Origin of the sequence: Microcoleus sp. A6-C6 (assembly GCF_036705955.1) — a bacterium.
Classification (GTDB): Bacteria; Cyanobacteriota; Cyanobacteriia; order Cyanobacteriales; family Microcoleaceae; genus Microcoleus.
The window spans coordinates 16,183-38,683 of sequence record NZ_JAUBVR010000022.1; the positions used below are offsets into that span (position 1 = coordinate 16,183).

The 22,501-nt window shown below is 46.6% G+C and carries 22 protein-coding genes; 13 read left to right on the forward strand and 9 right to left on the reverse strand.

Translation table 11 applies throughout. The features are described 5' to 3' along the window. Positions 1 to 10: 10 nt before the first annotated feature. Both QUB52_RS11530 and QUB52_RS11535 read left to right on the forward strand, forming a co-directional pair. Positions 11 to 1,711 (forward strand): phosphatidylglycerol lysyltransferase domain-containing protein, encoded by a 1,701-nt coding sequence (locus QUB52_RS11530; RefSeq protein WP_332973259.1) that lies wholly within the window; start codon positions 11 to 13, stop codon positions 1,709 to 1,711. Positions 1,712 to 1,722: 11 nt separating this feature from the next. Then, positions 1,723 to 2,016, forward strand: coding sequence for a hypothetical protein (locus tag QUB52_RS11535; protein WP_332973260.1), 294 nt, complete (start codon positions 1,723 to 1,725; stop codon positions 2,014 to 2,016). A 289-nt stretch (positions 2,017 to 2,305) separates the two neighbouring features. Here the strand turns inward: QUB52_RS11535 and QUB52_RS11540 are convergent, their stop codons facing one another. From QUB52_RS11540 to deoC, 4 genes are all read right to left on the reverse strand, one after another. Next, positions 2,306 to 3,532, reverse strand: a complete 1,227-nt coding sequence (locus tag QUB52_RS11540; protein ID WP_265237835.1) for a glycosyltransferase family 4 protein — start codon at positions 3,530 to 3,532, stop codon at positions 2,306 to 2,308. Positions 3,533 to 3,659: 127 nt separating this feature from the next. Then, positions 3,660 to 5,234 carry an MFS transporter gene (locus tag QUB52_RS11545; RefSeq protein WP_265237833.1) on the reverse strand — a complete coding sequence of 525 codons (1,575 nt, stop codon included), beginning with the start codon at positions 5,232 to 5,234 and terminating at the stop codon, positions 3,660 to 3,662. A gap of 220 nt (positions 5,235 to 5,454) precedes the next feature. Beyond that, positions 5,455 to 6,330 carry a DNA repair protein RecO gene (recO, locus tag QUB52_RS11550; RefSeq protein ID WP_332973261.1) on the reverse strand — a complete coding sequence of 292 codons (876 nt, stop codon included), beginning with the start codon at positions 6,328 to 6,330 and terminating at the stop codon, positions 5,455 to 5,457. 257 nt (positions 6,331 to 6,587) lie between these two features. Next, complete coding sequence (deoC, locus tag QUB52_RS11555; protein WP_332973262.1) at positions 6,588 to 7,268, reverse strand: deoxyribose-phosphate aldolase; 681 nt, start codon at positions 7,266 to 7,268, stop codon at positions 6,588 to 6,590. A 434-nt stretch (positions 7,269 to 7,702) separates the two neighbouring features. Between deoC and QUB52_RS11560 the strand changes: the two genes are divergently transcribed. From QUB52_RS11560 to QUB52_RS11570, 3 genes are all read left to right on the forward strand, one after another. Next, complete coding sequence (locus QUB52_RS11560) at positions 7,703 to 8,065, forward strand: hypothetical protein (RefSeq protein ID WP_265237826.1); 363 nt, start codon at positions 7,703 to 7,705, stop codon at positions 8,063 to 8,065. Positions 8,066 to 8,327: 262 nt separating this feature from the next. Then, the gene (locus QUB52_RS11565; RefSeq protein WP_265237825.1) at positions 8,328 to 9,350 is read left to right on the forward strand and encodes a tetratricopeptide repeat protein; all 1,023 of its coding nucleotides are present in this window, start codon (positions 8,328 to 8,330) and stop codon (positions 9,348 to 9,350) included. Beyond that, entirely contained in the window at positions 9,347 to 9,538 is a 192-nt protein-coding gene (locus QUB52_RS11570; RefSeq protein WP_265237823.1) for a hypothetical protein, read from the forward strand. The genes QUB52_RS11565 and QUB52_RS11570 overlap by 4 nt, the downstream gene beginning before the upstream one ends. A 207-nt stretch (positions 9,539 to 9,745) precedes the next feature. Here the strand turns inward: QUB52_RS11570 and QUB52_RS11575 are convergent, their stop codons facing one another. From QUB52_RS11575 to QUB52_RS11585, 3 genes are all read right to left on the reverse strand, one after another. Next, on the reverse strand, positions 9,746 to 10,639 hold the full coding sequence (locus QUB52_RS11575) for a hypothetical protein (protein ID WP_265237821.1): 894 nt from the start codon (positions 10,637 to 10,639) through the stop codon (positions 9,746 to 9,748). 65 nt (positions 10,640 to 10,704) lie between these two features. Continuing rightward, positions 10,705 to 10,965 (reverse strand): hypothetical protein, encoded by a 261-nt coding sequence (locus tag QUB52_RS11580; RefSeq protein ID WP_265237819.1) that lies wholly within the window; start codon positions 10,963 to 10,965, stop codon positions 10,705 to 10,707. 140 nt (positions 10,966 to 11,105) lie between these two features. Then, on the reverse strand, positions 11,106 to 11,828 hold the full coding sequence (locus QUB52_RS11585; RefSeq protein ID WP_265237815.1) for a pyridoxine 5'-phosphate synthase: 723 nt from the start codon (positions 11,826 to 11,828) through the stop codon (positions 11,106 to 11,108). A 57-nt stretch (positions 11,829 to 11,885) separates the two neighbouring features. Between QUB52_RS11585 and QUB52_RS11590 the strand changes: the two genes are divergently transcribed. The 3 genes from QUB52_RS11590 to QUB52_RS11600 all read left to right on the forward strand — a co-directional run bounded on the left by QUB52_RS11590 (position 11,886) and on the right by QUB52_RS11600 (position 14,942). Continuing rightward, positions 11,886 to 12,038: a hypothetical protein gene (locus tag QUB52_RS11590; RefSeq protein ID WP_265237813.1), complete on the forward strand. Its 153-nt coding sequence runs from the start codon at positions 11,886 to 11,888 to the stop codon at positions 12,036 to 12,038. 475 nt (positions 12,039 to 12,513) lie between these two features. Continuing rightward, entirely contained in the window at positions 12,514 to 13,374 is an 861-nt protein-coding gene (locus QUB52_RS11595; protein WP_265237811.1) for a Tab2/Atab2 family RNA-binding protein, read from the forward strand. Positions 13,375 to 13,646: 272 nt separating this feature from the next. After that, complete coding sequence (locus QUB52_RS11600) at positions 13,647 to 14,942, forward strand: TldD/PmbA family protein (protein WP_332973288.1); 1,296 nt, start codon at positions 13,647 to 13,649, stop codon at positions 14,940 to 14,942. A gap of 134 nt (positions 14,943 to 15,076) precedes the next feature. Here QUB52_RS11600 and QUB52_RS11605 read toward each other — a convergent pair whose 3' ends face one another. Then, a complete protein-coding gene (locus tag QUB52_RS11605; RefSeq protein WP_265237121.1) occupies positions 15,077 to 15,211 on the reverse strand; it encodes a hypothetical protein in 135 nt (44 codons plus the stop codon). Between the two features lie 5 nt (positions 15,212 to 15,216). Between QUB52_RS11605 and QUB52_RS11610 the strand changes: the two genes are divergently transcribed. From QUB52_RS11610 to QUB52_RS11625, 4 genes are all read left to right on the forward strand, one after another. Further along, positions 15,217 to 16,173 carry a GDSL-type esterase/lipase family protein gene (locus QUB52_RS11610; RefSeq protein WP_265237119.1) on the forward strand — a complete coding sequence of 319 codons (957 nt, stop codon included), beginning with the start codon at positions 15,217 to 15,219 and terminating at the stop codon, positions 16,171 to 16,173. 247 nt (positions 16,174 to 16,420) lie between these two features. Further along, on the forward strand, positions 16,421 to 16,600 hold the full coding sequence (locus QUB52_RS11615) for a hypothetical protein (RefSeq protein WP_265237117.1): 180 nt from the start codon (positions 16,421 to 16,423) through the stop codon (positions 16,598 to 16,600). A 58-nt stretch (positions 16,601 to 16,658) separates the two neighbouring features. After that, a complete protein-coding gene (locus tag QUB52_RS11620) occupies positions 16,659 to 17,732 on the forward strand; it encodes a tetratricopeptide repeat protein (protein ID WP_332968330.1) in 1,074 nt (357 codons plus the stop codon). 493 nt (positions 17,733 to 18,225) lie between these two features. Continuing rightward, complete coding sequence (locus QUB52_RS11625) at positions 18,226 to 21,012, forward strand: chloride channel protein (protein ID WP_332973263.1); 2,787 nt, start codon at positions 18,226 to 18,228, stop codon at positions 21,010 to 21,012. Positions 21,013 to 21,136: 124 nt separating this feature from the next. On the opposite strand, the gene QUB52_RS11630 is transcribed toward QUB52_RS11625, so the two are convergent. After that, positions 21,137 to 21,385 (reverse strand): hypothetical protein, encoded by a 249-nt coding sequence (locus QUB52_RS11630; RefSeq protein WP_332968326.1) that lies wholly within the window; start codon positions 21,383 to 21,385, stop codon positions 21,137 to 21,139. On the opposite strand from QUB52_RS11630, the gene QUB52_RS11635 reads away from it, so the two are divergent. Next, positions 21,377 to 22,498: a glycosyltransferase family 4 protein gene (locus tag QUB52_RS11635; RefSeq protein ID WP_332973264.1), complete on the forward strand. Its 1,122-nt coding sequence runs from the start codon at positions 21,377 to 21,379 to the stop codon at positions 22,496 to 22,498. The two genes, QUB52_RS11630 and QUB52_RS11635, sit on opposite strands and share 9 nt — an antisense overlap. The last annotated feature ends 3 nt before the right edge of the window (positions 22,499 to 22,501 follow it).

A 22,501-nucleotide genomic window follows, 5' to 3' on the forward strand; every position in this document is an offset into this window, starting at 1 on the left:
CAGGTGAACTGTGTTAACCCAAAAAACTAGGATTGGACTCTGGACTGCATCATTTTTAACCGGATTGGTAGGATTTATTAACCTGCTGTCTGCTGTAACTCCCACTTTACCAGATCGCCGAAATTGGCTAGAACCATTTTTTCCTTTTCCGGTGAGGGCGGGCGGGCATTTCTTTGCAGCCGTGATCGGATTTATGCTGCTAACTCTGGCAACTAATTTGTTGCGACGAAAGCGGATTGCTTGGTTGCTGACTGTGGGATTATTAATTGTTTCTATTGTAATTCATTTAGTCAAGGGATTAGATCTTGAAGAAATTTTGCTTTCTGGGGTTTTACTGTTTCAATTGTTGGTGATGCGGCAGACATTTACCGCTCAATCCGATCGCCCTTCAATTGCTCAAGGAATCCGAGTTTTGCTGGGGGCTTTGCTGTTTACCCTCGCTTACGGTACGGCTGGTTTTTACATTTTAGATGGGCGTTTTGAAGTTAACGAACGAGCAGTTAATTTTGATTGGGACGATGCTATATTCCAGACTTTTGCCATGTTTTTTACGGCGGACAATGCGGGTTTGGTTCCGAAAACTCGGTTTGCTAATTTTTTCGCAGATTCGATTTATGCTGTGGGTGTTGTAACTCTTGGTTACGCACTTTTCATGCTGCTGCGGCCGGTGCTGCTGCGAGATTCGGCAAGTATTTCGGAACGGAATAAAGCTAAACAAGTTGTAGCAGAATACGGGCGGACAACGCTAGCGAGACTGGCGTTGCTTGAGGATAAATCTTATTATTTTAGTCCTTCGGGAAAAAGTACGATCGCCTACGTGTCCAAAGGTAGAGGTGCGATCGCCCTCGGAGACCCCATCGGGCCAGCAGAAGACCGCAAAGAGGCAATTCTGGGGTTTCAAGAGTTTTGCTATCGCAACGATTGGTATCCAGCATTTTATCAAACTTTGCCCGACGATTTAGAAATGTATTCTACTCTCGGTTTTCGAGTAGTACAAATTGGCGAAGAAGCGATTGTAAACCTCAAAAACTTTAGTCTCAAAGGCAAGGCAAATCAAAACTTAAGAACTGCGATCAACCGACTGACAAAAGCAGGCTATCGTGTCGAATTTTACGAACCTCCTTTAAGTTTGGAATTGATGCGGCAAATGAAAGCTGTTAGCGACGAGTGGCTGCAAATGGTTCAGGGCGCGGAAAAACAGTTTTCTGTGGGTTGGTTTTATGAGGCATATTTGCGGGAAACTCGCGTCGTAGCGATTCACACTCCCGACGGTAAAATTAGTGCTTTTGCTAATATGATATCTGCGGCAAATGAAGTGGTTGGAGTTGATTTGATGCGCCGTCGCACTGAGGTAGAAAATGGGACGATGGAGTGTTTGTTTGCTTCGATGTTGCAACACTGTCAAGAATTGGGCTATGCAGAATTTGATTTGGGTTTGTCGGCTTTGGCGGGAGTCGGAGAAGAGGGTAAATCCGGGCGGTTGGAAAAGGTTTTGATTTATCTTTCGGATCACTTGAGCAAGTTTTATAATTTTAAGGGATTGCACAGTTTTAAAGATAAGTTTGGGCCGCGCTGGGAACCGCGTTATTTTGTTTATCCGAGTTTGGGAAGTTTGCCGGATGTTGTGGTTGCTTTGATTCGGGCCGATTCGGGCGATGGCTTACGCCCCGCTACGCTACGACTTTTTGACTATTTGCGCCCAGGAAGTTAGACCATTTTAGATTGAAGATTGAAGGTTTTAACGCAGCAATTACCAACAAACAGAAGCAGTTTATGAATTTGACGCTGAATCTATCACCTGAATTGGAGCAGTACCTCTTACAGTCTGCTGAGTGGCGCGGTATTTCTGTAGAGGAAGTAACCTTGCAAATGCTGATGGGATGTATGCAGAGTCAGGAACAGGATTCGATCGCATCTGGTGCGGTGTGTGAAGTTTGGTCTCCCTATGATGCGTTTGATGCTGCACAGACGATGCTGGAAGTTTTAAAGCAATCGAAATCCCAAGAAGATGAGTAATGTGGAACATTTTTTTTTGTATCTGAAAATGTACCGTTGATTTTGGGACAGGTAAATTTCTTTATGGAGTTTGATGTTTGTTTTTATCGATCGCAATTGGCGTTTAATGTTAGTCCTCGTTAACTGGTTCCCAAGCAGAGAGAGCCTGGGAATCCATAACGAGTAAACGAGTAATACCAATATCGCAGAGGAAACGGCACTGCCGCTTCCCTACCAATATCGAAGAAGACACGGCACTCTTACTCTTTCCTTCCCCCTTCTTCCTTCTTCCTTCTTCCTTCTTCCTTCGTTATGCCAAGCCCCGAAGTGGCACGCGCTGCTTCTGCAAAATCTGTGAATACAGCTTTTCCAACTCAGTAATATTCTGACTGAGAGTGTACCGCTCGATCGCCCGTTGGCGCGCTTTTTGACCAAGCAGCATTCCCAACTCAGGATGTTCGCGAAATAGCGGCAGTAAAGTTTGCAACTGACTCCGCACCCGCTGAGTGTTCAAAACTACCCCTGCGCCTTCCTCCAAAGCCTCACCGTCAGCACCGGCATCCGTTGCCAAACAAGCTAAACCGCAGGCCATCGCTTCCAGCAGCGACAGCGACAATCCCTCCACCAAAGAAGGCAAAATAAATACATCTGCACCGCGCAGAATTTCGATCCGGCGTTCCTCCTCGGCGACAAATCCGAGCCACACAATGCCCTCCTCTTCGCCGTAGGACAGTTGCAGCGACGCGGCTAGGGGCCCGTCACCTACGATCGCCAATACGTTACCAGGGCCAAAATTGCACTGTTTCCAGGCTTTCAGCAAAGCCTCGACATTTTTCTCCGGGGCAATGCGGCCTTGATATACAAAAAGTCGATCGGCCTTTAACTCCGACTTCAACCCCGAAGGCCCAGGAGAATACTTCATCGCGTCTACTCCGTTGGGAATCACGGCTACCCGTTCTTGCGGTACTCCCAACTTCACCAAAATATCCCGCTGAATGTAAGAAAAGACGATCGTCGAGTCGTAGTGAGCCAAAAACGGAGCATACAGTTGATACATCAGGTGCTGAGTTCCTGATGTCAAATTCCGCAATTTGCGATCGAACGGCGGGTGAAAAGTCGCCACCAAAGGCAAATTCAATTCTTGACAAATTTCCGGCAGCAGAAAGTCCAGAGGCGAAAGCGTCAGGGAAGCGTGAACAACATCCGGTTTCAGTCGCCGCAAAGACTTCATCAACACTGTGCGGGATTTGAGAGTCGGAATCGTATAAATTTGCGATTTGTAGTGACAAGGTAAAGAAACTTCGTTGCAACTCGCGGGCGAAAGCGAATTGGTATATGAAGTTGGAGTAATTCCAGTTCCCCATTTCCCATTTGCCATGCTCCACGCCGTATTATTCCTGTCCAATGGGCCCGCTTCTTGGGCAAAGTGCAGGAAACTAACCTGGTATCCCCGGTCTAAAAGTGCGTTGGTGACTTCCCTGGAGTAAGTGACATTACCGCAAAAAGGTGATTTTTTTCCTAGCCAAGCGATGTGCATTCAAGTAAATCAGAGTTTGTTAAGCAGAAGGAAGAAGGAAGAAGGAAGAAGGAAGAAGGAAGAGTGCTTATATAGCAAGCTTTATTGCCATCTGTATCTTACGTTTAATTAGGTGGATTTACTTATTTTATTGGAGTCGATCGACTTTAGTATTGCTGTTACGGGAAATATACCAGGTTAAGACGCCACCTGCGATCGCCAATCCTGCCAAAGCCAAAAATACTGTCGGCAAACCCAGAAATGTTTCAGCTACTCCAGCCAAAGCTAATGGTAAACTCAAAGCGATATTAGTGGCATTGTTTTGCAGCCCGAAAACTTTTCCCCGCATTTCTTCTGGGGTTTCTGCTTGAATCGTCGTCTGCATCGGCACTCCCACCAACGAGGCAAACAAACCCAACAGGGTAATGAACAGTACCGAGATCCACAAATGGTGTGTAAATGCAGAAAGACCCATCAGAGCCACTGCCATGCCAACTGATCCGATTAAACTAAGTTGGGAATGAGAAAATTTGTGACCGAGATAGCCGACAGTCGTCGCCCCAATAGCCATCCCAACGCCTACGGCAGCCAGCAAAAAGCCAAATTGGGAGGCTCTCATACCGGGCAGGATTTCTGCCAGCCGCACCGCTAGAACTGCCAAGGCTGCAAAAATTGAAAATAGAATAATTAGTTGAATTAAAGCATTGCGGACTTTCGGTTGATCGTTGATGTAACGCAGGCCGTCTTTTAAATCTGCTAGGGGATGCGGCGGTTCGTGTTCGACTTCGTTTTTTTCGCCTGTTTTCATCGACAACAATAGCACTCCAGCGAAGGCGTAACTGCCGCCTACTACTAATTCTTTGCCGATGCCGAGTCCGCCGCCAATGTTGGTAAATAGGGTGTCGGCTAAAGCTAGTAAGGGTTCTCCGACTGCGAAGCCAATAATCACCGAACCCATCATGGTGGTGGTGTAGAGGGAGTTTGCCGATAGCAGGTGGCGGCGTTCCACTATTAGGGGAATTACTGACTGTTCTGCTGGGGCGAAAAATTGAGTTAGGGTCGAAACTAGGAATGTTACTAGCAGCAGCAAGCAGAATCCCAGGGGTAGTTTACCGATTTCAAAACCGTCTGAGAGCCACAGCAGCAGGGGTAATGCTAATACGAAGCCTCCCCGCAGCAGGTTTGTGGCTACGAGCACGGCTTTTTTCGGCCAGCGATCTACATACACGCCTGCGGCGGCACCGAACAGCACTGCGGGTATGGTAAAGGCGATCATGATTGCTGATACCCATCTGCTGATGCTTTGATCTGGCGCTTGAAACCGGCTGGCTACGAGGGCGATCGTCAGTACGAGATAAACTTTATCTGCTAGTTGGGAGAAAACTTGCCCACTCCACAATGCTAGAAAGTTGCGGTTTTTGAGAACCGGCAGAAATCCTGTTGCTTTTTCGGGAGTTTCGGCAACTGTTTCGGGGAGTTCTGCTGCTGGCTCTGCTGTTGGTTCCGGGGTTATGGTTGGGGGTTGTTGGCTGTTACCGTTGTTCGAGTCTGTTTCTGGAGTTGTGGGATATTTATCCATTTCTGGGTGTTGGGCGTTGCTCCATTGTCGATCGGGCAAAATGGCATCAGATTGAAAATCTGGAAAATTTTCTCGTTCTTCCATCTTGTGGTGGGTCACAGCTAAAACAGATATTCTCAAATCAGTATCGGACAGTCGCATCATAGGATTTGGGGGATTGTCGCCTGGGATGGTTCAGGTTGGGGGGATGGGAATTTCAAATTGAGGCGTTAACCTCTAAGTTTAATAACTCGTAACTTTATTTATTATCTAGTGTTGCAACAAGAAGAGAGAATTTACATGAAATTACCTACAGGTTCGGATATCCCCCAGGCGGGTGCGATCGGCGATCGCCCGTTTCACTGTTTAACTCAAAATTCCCGATTTAAAACTCAAAACTCTCTAAGTAGGTGTCGATCGAGCTTCCCGATCGAATCGTGCAACCTAAATGATACTGGGCATATTGCCGCAAAATATTTTCTACTGATATCCAAGCCGTGCGATCGGTAATCCCCTCTTCTAGTTCTGCACTACCCAACTGTTGCAACGCCGCTAATTCTATAGCATTAATCTGGAAATTTGTCAAGTGTTTGCTATCGCTCGTTTGCGGGGAACGGGAGCTGGATCTGTACAAGCTACCGGTTTGTGAAGAGATTTCTGCCTCTAAGTTAGCTAGCTCGGACAAGCTGAAGGTTCCCCCAGAAGGTATACTAAACCCGGTTTTCCAGTTTGGATCGCTGAAATTTGGGACGATCGGTTGTCTGGTGGCGCAGCAGACTTGGACTTGGGGCGCGAGGCCTGCTAGGGCTAACAAGTGAAAAATACCCTGAGCCAGATGGGCGACTAGCACGGCGGCGGATGCGATTTCTGTGCGATCGGACAAACGCTCTAAACGGCTCAAGTGTTCGCCCAGCAAAAAGAAAAGTGATTCTTGCGGTTCGTCGGAAAGGGCGCTGGCGATCGCCAATTCTGCCAGATATTGCGCGGCTGCGAGTTTTCCGAGGTTGCGGCTCAAACCCGGATGGGATTCGACAGTGCTAGCTTGGGTAATCTTGTCGAGCGATCGGCCTTTGGCGATTAGCAATTCGTTGACGACAAATAACTCGCTTCTACCGCCAATGCTCGATCGCTGTTTGCGAACACCGGGCGCTACGGCTTTAATTAAGCCGAATTCCCGTGTCAAAACTGTCAGCAGGCGATCGGATTCGCCGATCGGTGCACTCTTAAGATTGATACCAGTTGCTTTGTAAGTTCGAGTCACTAGATTTTAGATTTTAGATTTTAGATTTTAGATTTACAAAGGCAGTAGCAAAAACAGTCCACGACGCAGAACTTTTATTAGATACTCCTTACCAGGCTCTGCCTGGTAACGCAGATCCGGAGGCTCTGCCTCCTAATCCCTGCCGAGGCAGAGCCTCTAAATATGGGTTCCAAGGCTCTGCCTGGGAACCAGTTAAATGACGGCAGGACTAATGACAACTGCCCACTGTCAACTGTCAACTATCAACTGTCAACTGACTAATGACTCTTATCTAAATTATCTCGCTGGCGGATTAATTCTGGGCCACGAGAAGTCCCCAAACGAGTTGCACCAGCCACGATCAAATCTACAGCTTGTTCGTGAGTGCGAATTCCTCCAGCGGCTTTAATACCAACCCTTCCCTTAGTAATTTCCTTCAGCAACCGCACGTCTTCAACTGTCGCCGCGCCAAAAAAGCCGGTGTTAGTTTTGATGTAAGCCGCGCCCGCCTCCATGCAAAGCTCAGCCGCTAATTGTTTTTCCTCATCAGAAAGCATCGAGCATTCGATAATCGCTTTGATAGTTTGTCCGGTTTCTTCGCAAATTTCGGCCAATTCCCGGTGAAATTCGTCACTTTTTCCAGCTTTCAACAATCCTAAATTGACGCAGACATCTAACTCCACGGCTCCATTGTCTGCGGCTTCTAGGGCTTCGTACAGTTTTACTGCTGATGTGGTTGCTCCTGTGGGAAAACCTATAACAGTCGAGACTTTTGGCTTTCTGCCGTGCAGAAGACTTACCGCTTGTCGCACGTAGGCGGGATACACGCAAACTGTGGCAAACCCAAATCTTTCTGCTTGTTGGCAGCAGTTTTCTACTTGCTCTGGGGTGGCACTGGGGTCGATCAAGGCGTGGTCTATATAGAGGGCAATATCGATATCTGGCCCTTTTGCAGCCATTGCTGTTTTTTCTCCGAAGTAACTACTTCCTTATTATGTAGCGAATTTACCAATTTTTGAATTGGCTCCTGGCCCGATCGAGTACAAATACTCAATTTACTACTTATAGCGGTTCTCAAGCGTGGTGAGGTATGCCCTATGCCCTATGCCCTATGCCATATCCCCTATGCCCTATGCCCTATGCCATATGCGTACCTCATTTTTCTGAGAAAGGCTATAAAAAAACTCTTGTGGCAATTGGTTCATCCATTTATGGCAAAAAAAATAAATTTTAGTATCTGCCTTTAGATACATTTTTTATCTTTCTTTAGGTATACTTTATTAAAAGGAGTTGGGGTAGAGCCTGCGTCAACTAGGCGATCGGGCAGAGCCTGGTAGCAGTCACTGTTTTTACTCCGATTAGCGCTTTAAAAACATCACAGCCAGTGCCAAGCATGAATCATTTAGAACTCGAACAAGAAATTGGGAAGATGACTAGAGCGATGATGACTCGCAATAGCTTAATTGGTAAAGATTTGATTGCCGATCTCAGAGGGCGGCTGTCTGTTGACAGTGTAGCTGCTTTGATGATTGTCAGTATTGAACGCTTGATTTGGTCTGACTGCGAGTCGGTGATCTGGAGTGTGAGTTATTTGATTCCTGCTGATGTGATGGAAGAAATTCGCCGGATTACGGCGCTGGTTGTTTGCAAGCGGTTGATGGGCAAAGGTTTTGTGCTGGGGAAGGATTTTAGTATTGATGCTTCTGGCAGGTTGCTGTTGAGCGATCATGCTCAAACAGCGGTTGTGGTTGCTTGAAGAAAGTCAGCAGAAGTTGGAGTGTCTGTCACGCACAGCCTGAGATTCGCAGCAGATCCAAGAGTGCGATGAGTGCGGTTAGCTGAAAGAGCATTTCATGAGAGGAAAATAGTTAGTTTCGATCGCCAATTGTTGAGGTTGTTACTGACAGTTTGTACGGGCGATCGCCCTGTATCAAAATTTTCAGAATTTTAGTGAAATTACAGTTTAACTCCGGGCATTGTTTCATGTAGAATCATCCCTAAGATAGATGCGAGATATTATGAACTTAATTCAAAACTTGGAAGCGGCTTGGTATTACCATCTCGGTTCGCGCCACCTCGAAGCTAACGATCATGATAGTGCTCTGGCGAATTTTGACAGAGCGGTGAAGTTGCAATCGGATCATTATAAGGCTTGGTTCGGGCGAGGTATGGCTTTGGGGAACTTAGAACGGCACTTAGATGCCCTGAAAAGTTTTGATGAGGCCTTGGCTGTGGAGCCGAATGCGAGCTTTGGCTGGCACAACCGGGCTATTGCTTTAGGAAAGTTGGGCCGCCCTTTGGAGGCGCTCAACAGTTTTGACAGGGCTCTGGAGTTTAACCCATGCTCGCCGAGTATTTGGCACAACCGGGGACTGACGCTGATCGATATGGGGCTTTACCATAAGGCGGTTCTGAGTTTCGATCGCTCTTTAAGTTTGCACCCGGAGGCTGCTTGGGCTTGGTACAACCGAGGTAATGCTCTGTTGGAATTGAAACTTTACCATCAGGCGCTCAACAGTTTCGATCGCGCGATCGAGTTTAACCCAGACGATGCGAACGCTTGGTACAATCGTGGTCTAGTTGCTAACTCAATGGGACTTTACAAACAAGCAGTGGCTAGTTTTAGCCGATCGATCGTTCTGAAACCGGGCAGAGCCGAAGCTGTGGGAGAGCGTCGAGTTGCTTTGGGAAAATTAGTAGGTTTAAATCAGAAAAATGCCAAGTTCACTCCTACATCTGAGTGTGCCTTTGAGGATTATTTGATTTGGTACAATCGGGGTGTGGAATTGGCGCGACAAGGTAGCTATTCAGAGGCGATCGTTTGCTACGAAACTGCCTTAGAAATCAATCCTGATTTTGCTAACGCTTTTTACAATCAAGCTTGCTGTTATGCACTGTTGGGGTTTGCAGATTTGGCCCTTGACAATTTGCAGCGGGCTGTGGAGTTTATGCCTAATTTATACCGAGAACTAGCTTTAGCTGACTCTGATTTAAGCTGCATTTGGAAACAAGAACGTTTTGCAGATCTGATTCAAGGTTGAGAAGGAAGAAGGAAGAAGGAAGAAGGAAGAAGGAAGAAGGAAGAAGGAAGAAGGAAGAGGGAAGAAGGAAGAGGGAAGAAGGAAGAAGGAAGAGGGAAGAAGAAGCAATTAAGGAACTTCCTAACCTTCTTGGTGGTTGCTATAGCGCGTCGTCAGGAGTTGTACAATCAATTAACGCTATTATCTAATCGCGTTAAATTGTGAACATCTTTCTCTCCCTCTTTCTCTCTTTTCTAGTTCCTCTGCGCCCTCTGCGCCCTCTGCGGTTAAAAAAATCTGATTTACAAATCAAATATAATTGCTATGTACGCAAAAAAAAGCTCGCGTTTCGGGCGAACTTTTGTGGATGGGCGACGGAAATTCGATCGCCCTCAACAGTGTTTTTGCAATCTTTGCTATTGCACAGAAACTCTGATGGAGGGCTTGACCGGCCTGTTGGCAACTATTAGTACCTTGTAGGTACCGGACTCCGGGAGTTGAGCAAAAGTTTGACCTGCGCCTTGATCCAGGAGTTGTCCCGACGGAGATTCGATCGCCACATCGAGATTTTTGTTGCTAGCACTCACCCTGATTGTCTGTCCCTGTTTTCCTGGAACTGTCAGGGGTTGGATTTGGTAGCCGGACATTTTGAGCCTAACTGTGGCTTCTGTTTCCCCGTATGCTATGGGAATTGCGCGATCGGGCCTATAAGTCCACTTAGCGTTAAAGTCGCGTCCGATCACGAAGCTGCTAGTCTCACCTTTCGGGGTAACTCGCACGCGGTAAATCCCGGACTCTGGCAATTGGCCGATCCACTGATTGTCGCTTTTTTCAATAACTCCCAGATTCTCGCCGTTGGGGCTGTACAGTTCGGCTGTCAGTTGTCCCGCCCACAGCGAGAGAGTGAGTTCTCGCCCTTTGATGCCTTCAAAAATATAGGTGGTTGGTTTGTTGATGGTGGCTCGAATTTCTGAGGTTGACATTCGCTCGATGGGTTCTAGCTTGGCAACTGGGGCAGAGGTAGCTGACGTTGGCTCGATCGGTTCTAGGTTGGCAACTAGGGCAGAAGTAGCGGGTTTATTAACGGTTTGTGTAATTTCCGAGGCAGCCATCCGATCGCCCGGTGCAATTTTTGGGGCTACAGGGCTGGCAAATACTGATTTTGCCGTCATCATGAGTAGCATTCCAGTCAGTAAAATTAGTTTTTTCATGTCACGCTTGCCAAAGGTAATCAGTTGTATATGTTTACTTGTGTGGTGCTGTTTGCACCGGATTAAATCTGCCGATCGCGCGATCGGCTTGATCAGCATAGAGGATACAGCTAAATATTTCGTAATTTCACAAAAATTCGCGGTAGTAAATTGCCCTGCCGAAGCTAAATAGTAGCCTGGGTCGATCGGACATTTCCATCATATTCCCTACCCATAATATCATCGGATCGTCCTAGTAATTTGGTCAAAAATTCAAGCTTTTTCCCAAAAGCTTGCTCAAAAAATGCCAACAACCCAAAAACGCGGTGTCTGGGTTCCAAGAGAGGCTTTGCTACCAGAAAACGACCCTTAACCCAGCGGGGGTTACGGCCTCTACTTTTAACTGGTGCGAGGGCGATCGGCTTGTAGGGCGATGCACACCGCACCTTATCCTATGGGTAGCGTGTCAAACCACTTTTTGACCTTAGTCCCAATCTTGTACTATAGGGCCGGGTAAGGCAAGGATATGTAATAAAAACGAGTTTACCGATGCCAAACCCGCCCTGCCAAGCCAGGTTTATTTTTACTACGAACCAGAGAGAATTTTTAGATAAGCTTGTACCGTGTTGGATAATCCCATTTCTAGCGCTTCGGCAATTAAAGCGTGACCGATCGAGACTTCTAGTATATCAGGAATCGAGCAAAACTTAGCTAAATTGTCTAAATTTAAATCGTGTCCGGCATTCACTCCCAAACCGACAGATTGAGCGGCTTGAGCTGCTAAGACATACTGTTGAAAAACAGATTCTACATTGCCTTCACGAAAAGCAGTTGCGTAGGGTTCCGTGTACAGTTCTACGCGATCGGCTCCAACTTCTTTTGCTAGGGGCATAAGAGCAGCATCTGCGTTCATAAACAGGCTGACTCTGATGCCGTTGTCTTTTAATTTTTGAATAATTGGTAACAGCCGATCGCGATTTTCGGGAATATTCCAACCGCTATCGGATGTTAGCACGTCTGGAGCGTCCGGCACTAAGGTACACTGAGCCGGTTTCACATCGCAAACTATATCCATAAATGGCGGCTGAAACGGATTTCCTTCGATGTTGAACTCGACAGTTAGCATTTTGGCTAAGTCGTAAACATCGGCAGCTTTGATGTGTCTTTCGTCGGGGCGGGGATGGACTGTAACGCCGTGAGCTCCGGCGGCAATTACTGTTTTTGCGGCTTCGGTAACGCTGGGGATGCCGATGTTTCGAGAGTTTCTCAGGAGGGCGATTCTGTTGATGTTGACGCTGAGTTTTGTCATGAGATTGGAAGTTGCGGATGTTTGTTGATTTTTAATTTTAACCGCTGATGAACGCTAATGAACGCTGATGCAGGCGGATTGATTTTTAGGGCGGCTGTTAATTGGGTTGATTTGGATGGTTGTGAATCAGCTTTTCTGCAAGCGGTAAGGTTTCGGCAAAAATCGCCTCTGCTGTTTGGTGTTTTGCTGGCAAATCTTGTAGATTGGTAATGCAGAAAAGTGGTGCGGTGCGATCGACTATTTATGCCATAAAATCTCGGCTGAAATATTTGAGTTTAAAGTCGGATCTGTGGGGACAGTAAATCATGGCCAACATTTCGAGTAATGGTAAAAGCGTCAAATTGTGACAATTAGGGTAGAAACAATATTTTCGAGCATGATTTGTCTCATAAAATCAAGCTATACTGTTTGTTTTCCCAAGCTTGCACAAGTTTAACAAACATCGCAGGTTGAGATTGCTGCGACATTGTTCTGCGAGGAATTGCTAATGTGTCCGGTTGTGGGCTGCTGCCGAAAATTGCAGGGGAAGCCGCAAGGGAGAAGGGCAATTTGGGGGAAAGTACGCGCGGCGGAGCTATCGGGTAGGAAATCGCCCGCGAGCAAAAATCAGTCTTAAATTCTCACTCATCAGAAACCTGCCCGCTGTCCGGTAATATGAGAAAGGATTAATTTTTAACAGCGCGGCATGGCTACTATTTGGGAACTCGATTTTTACAGCCGTCCAATCCTAGACGAGCGAGAGAAAAAAAAATGGGAAGTGTTGATTTGCGAAAGCCCGCTGAATGTAGGCGACAAGGCAGAATCTCTGTTTCGCTACTCGCAATTCTGCCCGAGTACAACCGTGAATTCCCTGTGGCTGGCTGGTGCAATTAAAGATGCGATCGCCTCTGCACCGAAACCACCCGAAAAAATCCGCTTTTTTCGCCGCCAAATGGCGAACATGATTACCAAAGCCTGCGAGGAATTGGATATTCCCGTCGCTTCCAGTCGCCGCACCCTCGCCCTCAGCCTGTGGCTGGAAGAACGGATGCAAGACGTTTATCCCGCCGAACCGGGCTATCAGCCGGTTGTGATCCAGAGCGTTCAATTTGTACCCGAAACGCCCGTAGCGTTGCCGGACGCCTTAATCGGCGAAAAATGGGCGTTTGTGAGTTTGCCGATCGCAGCTTTTGATGAAATGTCCGAGTGGGATATTGGATTTGGCGAAGCTTTCGGGCTCCCGATGACACGCCTCGCCCCGGAAACACAAATTCCAGGATTAATCATCTACTCATCGAGAGCAACGGCTTTAGCAGGTTGGATGTCGGGTTTGGAATTGGCTTTTCTCAAATTTGACACCCGCGAGCTCCCTAGGCTGGTATTAGATACGGGAGCTAACGATCGCTGGATTATAGCTAATCTCAGAGACGCAGCAACTGAGAAAGAAGCGAAAGGATTTGAAGCCGCGAAAAAGCAAGCAAAACAAGTACATTTCTTAGCAATTCAGTCGAATCCACAATCGGAATCTTTTGCAGGATTTTGGCTGCTGCACGAACTAACTATTTAGTCGATCGCTGGTGAATAACCGCTCTGGCATCGATCGCAAAAAATTGGTAATCGGTAATTGGTAAATTGGTAATTGGTAATTGGTAATTGGTAATTGGTAAATTGGTAATTGCTTCCAATGACAACTACCAACTGTCAACTGTCAACTACCAACTACCAACTCTCAACTACCAACTACCAACTGTCAACTGTCAACTACCAACTACCAACTACCAACTGTCAACTGCCAACTGCCAACTGTCAACTGTCAACTGTCAACTGTCAACTACTATAATGACCAATCACCAATCAGCAGAACAACTGCTAGAACTAGCCACCAAAGCAGGTGCCGAAGCTGCTGAGGTATTGGAATCGCAATCGCTCTCGCGGCCGGTCTTTTTTGAAGCAAACCGCCTCAAACAGCTAGAAACAGCCCAAGCAGAAGGCATTGCGCTGCGGCTGTGGCGGGACGGGCGGCCGGGTTTGGCGGTGGCCTACGGGCCGGTGGAACCGCAGATTTTGGTCGATCGCGCGATCGCACTTTCGCAACTCAACGAACCGGAAACCATCGAACTCGGCACCGGTGAGAAAGTTGTTTATCCCGATCGCGGAGTGTCAGTCCCAGCCGAACAGCTAGTAAACTGGGGAAAGGAGGCGATCGCGATCGTCCGCGAAGCCTATCCCGAAAGCCTCTGTACCGCCGAACTCGACTGCGAAATCGAAAGCACCCGCTTACTGAACACACTAGGCTTGGATTCGAGTCACACCGACACCACCCTCAGCGGTTACTTGTCAGCAGAATTAGTGCGTGGCGAAGATTTCCTCAACATTTGGGATGGCGAAACCGAACGCGGCACCCTCGACTTAACCACCAGCGCTAAGCGGGTTTTGCAGCGTTTGGAATGGGCGAAAGAAAATGTAGCCCCAGCCACCGGGCGCGTGCCGGTACTGTTTACAGCCAAAGCCGCTGATTTGCTGTGGGGGACTGTCTGTGCGGCGTTGAATGGCAAACAGGTAGTCGAAGGCGCTTCTCCTTGGAGCGATCGATTGGGCGAACAAGTGACTTCACCCCTTGTCACTCTCTCGCAGCAGCCGGATATCGGGCCCTATAGCTGTCCTTTTGATGACGAAGGCACTCCCACAAGGGCGATCGTCTTTATCAACAGCGGAGTATTACAGCTATTTTATACCGATCGCACCACCGGTCGAGCCTTGGGAAGCGGCACCACCGGCAACGGATTTCGCCCCGGTTTGGGCAGCTATCCCACGCCGAGTTTGTTTAATGTTTTAATTAAACCAGGAGAGCGATCGTTAATTGATTTAATCGCTCAATTAGACGACGGAATAGTCATCGATCAAATGCTCGGTGGCAGTGCCGGAATTTCCGGCGACTTTTCGATTAACGTCGATCTCGGCTACCGAGTCAAAAAAGGTCAAATAGTCGGCAGAATCAAAGACACAATGGTAGCCGGAAACGTCTACAGCGTCCTCAAACAATTAGTAGAATTAGGAGGAGACTCCGAGTGGAACGGTTCTTGCCACACACCATCTGTAATTGTAGAGGGATTGTCCGTCACCGGTAAAAACTAAATTCATCGACCAAACAGGGTAAACAGGGCATCGGGCATTGGTAATTGGTAAATAGTGAGTAGTTAGTAATTAGTGGTTACTTGTTGTAGGACTACAGTTAACAGTAAATCATAACTAAGTTTTTCGACACCGAGTCAACAGTCAACAATCACCTGACGGTGCAACCGGAATTGATATAACAAATGCCCGATGCCCGATGCCCGATGCCCGATGCCCAATTCCCAATTCCCAATTTCCAATTCCCAATTTCCAATTCCCAATTCCCCCATATAATATGCGTATTTGTTTTATCGGCGACTCCTTTGTCAATGGTACGGGCGATCCCAAATATCTTGGTTGGACAGGACGAATTTGCGCAGCCGCCAGCGGGCAAAGACAGGATATTACCTACTATAATTTAGGAGTGCGGGGAGAAACCAGTACCGATATAGAAACTCGATTGTTCAGCGAAATTTCTTGTCGCTTGCCTCACTACTGCGACGGCAGAATAGTATTTTCGTTTGGCGTCAACGACACTTACTTTGAAAACGGAAAACCTCGCGTAGCACTGGAAAAATCTCTGGAAAACCTCCGCTATATTCTGACCTCTGCCAAAGAAAGAGTACCAGTTTTAATGATCGGGCCGCCGCCAGTTGTTGATGTGGAGCGCACAATCAGAATAGCTAATTTATCCCAACACTTCTCCCAAGTTTGCAGCGAATTAAACGTGCCTTATTTAGATATTTGTACCCCCCTGGAAAAATCAGAAATTTGGCTCAAAGAACTTGCCGAAAATGACGGTTCCCATCCCCGCGCCCCTGGTTATACTGAACTGGCTAAAATAGTTCACAATTGGGACGGTTGGAAAGATTGGTTTAAGAATATAAACATATCAGATAAAGAGACGGTAACGCTGTTTAGAGCAGTCGGGAAAAAAGAAATGGAATTAATTAAAGAAAGCGATTTTATGGCATTTCCGCCGCGACTGTCTTTTCAGCCTATTTTTTATCCCGTACTTCACAAAGCTTATGCTATAAAAATTGCGCGAGATTGGAATACCAAAGATGCAGCATCGGGATATTTTGGCTATGTAACCCAGTTTCGAGTTTTGGCTGAATTTTTGAATGAATATCCCGTCCAAACTGTCGGCAATTCGATTCACCAAGAGTATTGGATTCCAGCAGAAGAGTTGGCAGATTTTAATCGCCATATTGTCGGAAAAATTGAGATTTTTGCTGAATATCAACCGTAGAATAGGATAAACATGACTTAGGAATGGGTGATCAAAAAGCGGCGACTTTGGCGAAAGACGGGTTTATAATTTTTAATTTCTGTAATATTATGTCCGGTTGTAGTGGGTTTTGGAGTCCTCGGTTTAATAGCGGACGGTTGTCCGCACTACGAACCTTACGCGCTACGGATTAATCGATCGGACACGATATAAAAATCCGGTTTCTAGACGGAGCGGATCGTTCTCGATACAATAGGAGCAATGACAGATGTTAGATTTTAATCAATTTGAAGTTGTGAGTTTTGATTGCTACGGTACTCCGATTGATTGGGAAAGCGGCATATTGCCAGTCTTGAGACAATTGCTGTCGGGCCGCGAACTCGATTTCAGCGCCCGACCAGATTTAGAAGTGCCGGATTTGAAAACGTTGGTGGAGGCGATCGCCTAAATAACCGCAGATTGATGTCAAAATAGTTGTTTAAAATTATAAAAATGTGGAGATTACTATGAATTGCCAAATATTGACCGGATTGTTGACGGGATTAGTTGTTTCGACTACCACAAGTTTGATAAATTGTCAACCAAGTTATGCGGAAAGTCACAAAATTTTAGGGGAAATTGCGATTAATTCAAATTTGAGATTGTTGGCTTCAGCAAAGGTAGATTTGGGAGTTGAGGTTGCGAGGAAGCTTGTGGCGGCAGAACCCACAGCCGAGGAGTTTTATAATCAGGGTGTGGAGAAGTACAACAAACGAGATTATCAAGGTGCTATAGAGGCTTTCGATCGAGCAATTCAGCTTAATCCTAATTATGTTGATGCCTACGTTAACCGGGGTAATGCCCGCGATGACTCAGGAGACAGACAGGGTGCGATCGCCGATTACGATCGAGCCCTAAAAATTGACCCCAACAATGGCTCAGCCTATTACAACCGGGGTGTTACCCGATCGAGGTTAAGAGACTATGAAGGTGCGATCGCCGATTACAGCGCAGCCCTGAAAATTAACCCCAACAATGGCTCAGCCTACTACCACCGGGGTGTTATCCGAGTGAGGTTAGGAGACAATCAAGGTGCGATCGCCGATTACAGCGAAGCCCTGAAAATTAAGCCCAACGATGCGTTAGCCTACAACGAGCGGGGTTATGCTCGCTATATATTAGGAGACAAGCAGGCTGCTCTCGCCGATTTCAACGAAGCCTTGAAAATTAACCCCAACTATGCGTCTGCTTACACAAACCGGGGTAATGCTCGCGATGACTTAGGAGACAAGCAGGGCGCGATCGCCGATTACGATCGATCCTTAAAAATTGACCCCAATAGTGATAATACCTACTACAATCGGGGTGTTACCCGATCGAGATTAGGAGACAAGCAGGGTGCGATCGAAGATTACAGCGAAGCCGTGAAAATTAACCCCAACTATGCGTCTGCTTACTACAATCGGGGAGTTATCCGCTATGACTTAGGAGACAAGCCTGGTGCGATACAAGATTTCCAAAAAGCCGCCAACTTGTATCAGCAACAAGGAAACACAGATAGCTACGAAAAAACATTAAACATAATTAGAAGAATCCAATAAATTTCTATAACTCCGGGCGAGTGCCGGTTACGCAAGTTCACAACTTTGATGTTAGAAATATGCGCGCACCCGCCCGACAAACATTATGCTTGTTGCTTGTTTAACCGCCCGCTAGCTAAAGATCGTTCAACTTGTAGCGACTTAATTCTCTTTTCAACAGCAGGGGCGAGTCAAAGTATCCCCCACAGCACAGATGCAGATTATAGTTGAGAACGGCTGCCCGACGGATTTGCCACATAAAATTATCTACTGGCAATCGCGCTGTGCACCATATTCAGGTAAAATTGTCAAGTCTTAAAAAACTACATTTAGGGCGATCGCCTTTATGAAAGTTAAATTAATCTAAATTATTTTGCTCTCTAGAACTTTGGAAATCAAAATTAGAGTGATCAAATAGTAATTTCGCGATTAAATTCGTTGCATTTTCCCAAATCAAGCGATTTCTTGCTAAACTCTAACCGAGCAGGAAATTTGCAGGCAATAAACGCTATTTATGCCGTACATTACTATCCCTAAACAATTTAGGGAACCTTCCAGGGTCATCAAATCTCAACTATTTTTAAGACCGAGACGGCTCGCCATTTTTGAAGCTTGTCTGATTGGCTTAGTCGCCGGAATCGCAGGCGTTTTGCTCAAGTCAGGAGTCGGATGGCTCGGCAGTTGGCGAGTAGCTAGCTCCACATTAATTCCAGTTTGGATATTACTCCCCAGCGTCGGATTAGTAGGCGGGTTCCTAACAGGTTTGTTGGTAGAACGTTTGGCTCCCGAAACTGCCGGAAGTGGCATTCCTCACGTCAAAGCTGCCCTCGGCGGTGTCAATCTTGCCTTAGATTTACGAGTAGCTGTCGCCAAACTGCTCACCACTATTTTAGCAGTTGGTTCCGGTTTATCTTTAGGAAGACAAGGCCCCACCGTGCAAATAGGAGCATCTTTAGCAGGCTGGATTGGTCACTTAATGCCTACTTCCCCAGACTACCGCAGACAATTGATTGCTTGCGGTGCAGCGGCGGGATTAGCTGCGGGTTTCAATGCTCCCATTGCGGGAGTTTTGTTTGTAGTTGAAGAACTTTTGCAGGATGTTTCGGGATTGACATTAGGGACTGCAATCATCGCTTCATTTATTGGTGCAGTTGTTTCGCAACTTTTGGGCGGCGATAGTTTAAACTTGAACCTGCGCGAGTACCCAATAAGTTTTCAAATTTCCGAAATTCCGTTTTACATACTGTTAGGAGTTCTAGCGGGAATTTTCGGAGCTTTGTTTAGCAAAGGGATTGTTGCTAGCTTAAACTTTAACAAACGAACCCTCAAATTGTCCTTGCCAGTGCGAATTGCTCTAGCTGGTATAATCTGCGGTTCAGTAATAGCTTTTTTGCCAGAAACTTTTCGGAACAATACAGGTTTGCGGGAGTTTTTGCTGACTGGCGAAGCCAACGCTACAACGAGTTTAACTGCTTTTACCGCTCATTTTTTTCTGACAATTATTTCCGCTGCTTCTGGAGCTCCGGGAGGATTGTTTTCTCCTTCCTTAGTTATGGGTTCTGCCCTGGGTCAGCTAGTGGGGATTTTGCAAGAAAATTCCCTTGGTGTTGGTTTGCCAACAACCTATGCTTTGGCGGGAATGGGAGGTTTTTTTTGCGCGGTTTCGAGGGCTCCGATTACTGCGGTAGTAATTGTGTTTGAAATTACGGCGGATTTCAAATTAGTGCTACCTTTGATGATCTGTTCTGTTGTTGCTTATTTAGTCGCAGAAAAGGTAGACAGCGGCTCGTTGTACAGTCACCTTTTGGAGTTTAACGGCATTCAACTGACGCAGGTAAAAGCTGCCAGCAATACTTTGAGCGACTTGCACGCAAACGACGTTATGCAGCGCCGAGTTGAAACTCTTTCGAGCCTGCTGACTTTGGAGGAAGTGATGCAGGCTTTTTCGCGATCGCACCACCGAGGATTTCCAGTAGTAGACGGCGGTAAATTAGTGGGAATTGTCAGTCAAACCGATTTGGCAAATGCCAGCAATCGCAATTTTTCCGGCAACTCCCTGCTAAAAGAATTTATGACTGTACAGCCAATTACGGTAAAAGCAACCGATACTTTAAGCGAGGTTTTGTACAGGCTCAACAACTACCATCTCAGCCGCTTGCCGGTAGTAGAAGGCCGCCATTTGGTGGGAATTATTACTCGCAGCGACATTATCCGAGTTGAATCCGATCGCCTCAGCGGAGAAGCAACCCAGGGCCCGCATCCAGAACCATCCTATGTAGTGTATCAAACCAAAGCTCCCCAAGTCGGCAACGGCAGGCTGTTAGTGCCACTTTCCAACCCGCAAACAGCGCCGGCTTTGCTGCGGCTGGCGGCGGCCATTGCGCGCGATCGCAATTACGAATTAGAATGCCTGCAAATCATCTTAGTACCGCGCAACAGTTCCCCCTCCGAAAGCGCAGTGCGGACTACAAAAAGCCGTCGCCTCCTGCAACAAGCCGAGCGAATTATTCGCACTTGGAACTTGCCAGTACACACCCAAATACGGGTAGCTCACGACGTGCCTAACGCGATTTTGGAGACGATTAAGGAGCGACATATAGATTTAATTTTGATGGGCTGGCAAGGCGAATTATCCACAACTGGACGCATTTTTGGCGATGTGGTAGATACTGTAATTCGGCAAGCTGGCTGCGAGGTAATTTTGGTGAAGTGGAGTGACAAGTTATTACTCAAAGGTAAGACAGGTGACTGGGGACAAAAGGGACAAGTTAGGGGCGAAGCATTGAGGAAAGAGTCTGCTGATTCGATCGACAACAACCTCCCAGAAAATCCCGAATCCCAAATAGCAGAATCTCCCGCACCATATTCCAACATTCACACCGAGGAATTGGGGTTGCATACGCTGATGGGTTTACAGCGCTGGTTAGTACCAATCCGCGGCAGTTACAAACAAGCCGCGGCTTTGCGATTGCTACCTGCTTTCGTGGCTGCGAGTGCTCTACCGGAGATTAAATTGTGTCAAGTTCACCAGCCTTCAGTTACAGAACCCTCGCGCGACGAATTAAAGCAAGCAGCGGAGTTTATCCAGCGCAGGGTTAGCTGTTCGGTAATCGCGACTACGGTTTGCGCTAAATCGGTTTCTGATGCTTTAATCGATCAGGCTCAGAACGATCAGTGCGATGCGATCGTGTTAGGAGCGAGTCGCGAAGGGCTACTGAAACAGGTAATTCACGGGAACATCCCGGAAGCAGTGGCGCGCGGGTGCGACTGTACAGTTATTTTAGTGCGATCGGCATCCTAGAAAAATCATACCATTTGCGATTTGCGATCGGGGATTAAAGTTTGTAGGGTGTGCACTGCGCACCGATTGATTTTGTAGCTAACCGTAGGGTGCTTAGCGGGGTAAATTCTTGAGTAGGTGGTCGTCATATTCTGACCTGACGCACCCTACAATAACTAACTTCTTCCCTCTTCCTTCTTCCTTCTTCCCTCTTCCTTCTTCCCTCTTCCTTCTTCCTTCTTCCTTCTTCCCTCTTCCTTCTTCCTTCTTCCTTCTTCCTTCTTCCTTCATTATGGTTCACTACGCACCCTACAATAACTAACTTCTTCCCTCTTCCTTCTTCCCTCTTCCTTCTTCCCTCTTCCTTCTTCCTTCTTCCTTCATTATGGTTCACTTTAACGTCGGCTTTCAAAATTTTAATTCCTTCGCCGACATCACCCTATCACTGGCGAAAACCTTAGACAAAATGGGAATTCCTATTTCAGTCGAACCCTCAGAAATCGCCTCTCACATCACCCGCAATTCCACAGCCGAAGAAAACCACCTGCTAGCGAAGTGGATGAACACCGTACCCTCAGATTTATTTCAGATAAAATGGTCTCATTACTGGAAACCTTACTTTTTAAAAGAACTCAACGGACATCTCAACTTAGAATTTTTTGCCATTAATTACGAATTCGCCAAAAACAATGATGATCATGATTACTGGATTTACGATGCAGTCAACAATTCATCCCACATTTTAGCAGTAAGCGAATATTCTAAAAACGTTTTAATCAAAGCTGGCTGTCCCGCCCAAAAAGTCTCAGTCGTACCTTTAGGTTTCAATCCTTTAATCTCGCAACTGTATTCTCCCAAACCGCACAAAACCCAAAAAAATATAAAATCTATTCTGCACATGACCAATTCTTACGATTTGTATAGATTTGGCACCGACCTCGCCATTCAAGCATTTTATCAAGAGTTTAAAGATGATGCCAACGTAGAGTTAATTATCAAAGATGGCGGCAAAAATCCTGATGTCATAGTGGAACATCTCGTAAATATCGAAAAGCAATTCGGCAAGTTAAAGCCAAAAGTTTACGTAAAACCTAAATTTTTTACCAAAGCAGAACTAGCTGATTTATACTTATCAGCCGATGCTGTTTTAGCTCCCTTTCGCGGCGAAGGTTTTGCGATTAAAATTTTGGATGCCTTTGCTGCGGGTTTACCCGTCGCCATGACTCTGTACGGAGGCCCGACGGACTACGCCAATACTACTAACTGCTATCCCATTGCTTACGATCTAATTCCCGTCGGAGAGTGTTACGATACTCAGTATCTGAAAATCAGAAATGCTCCTCATTGGGCAGAACCAAATGTTCAGTCTGTTCGCGAGCAATTGCGAAAAATTATTGAAGATCCGATGCGTTTTGAGATAGCTCAAAAAGCTAGAGAGACGGCGGATTTGTTTAATTGGGAAGCTACGGGCAAAAAATTGCTAAGATTGATGCGAGAGTTGTTTTAGGAG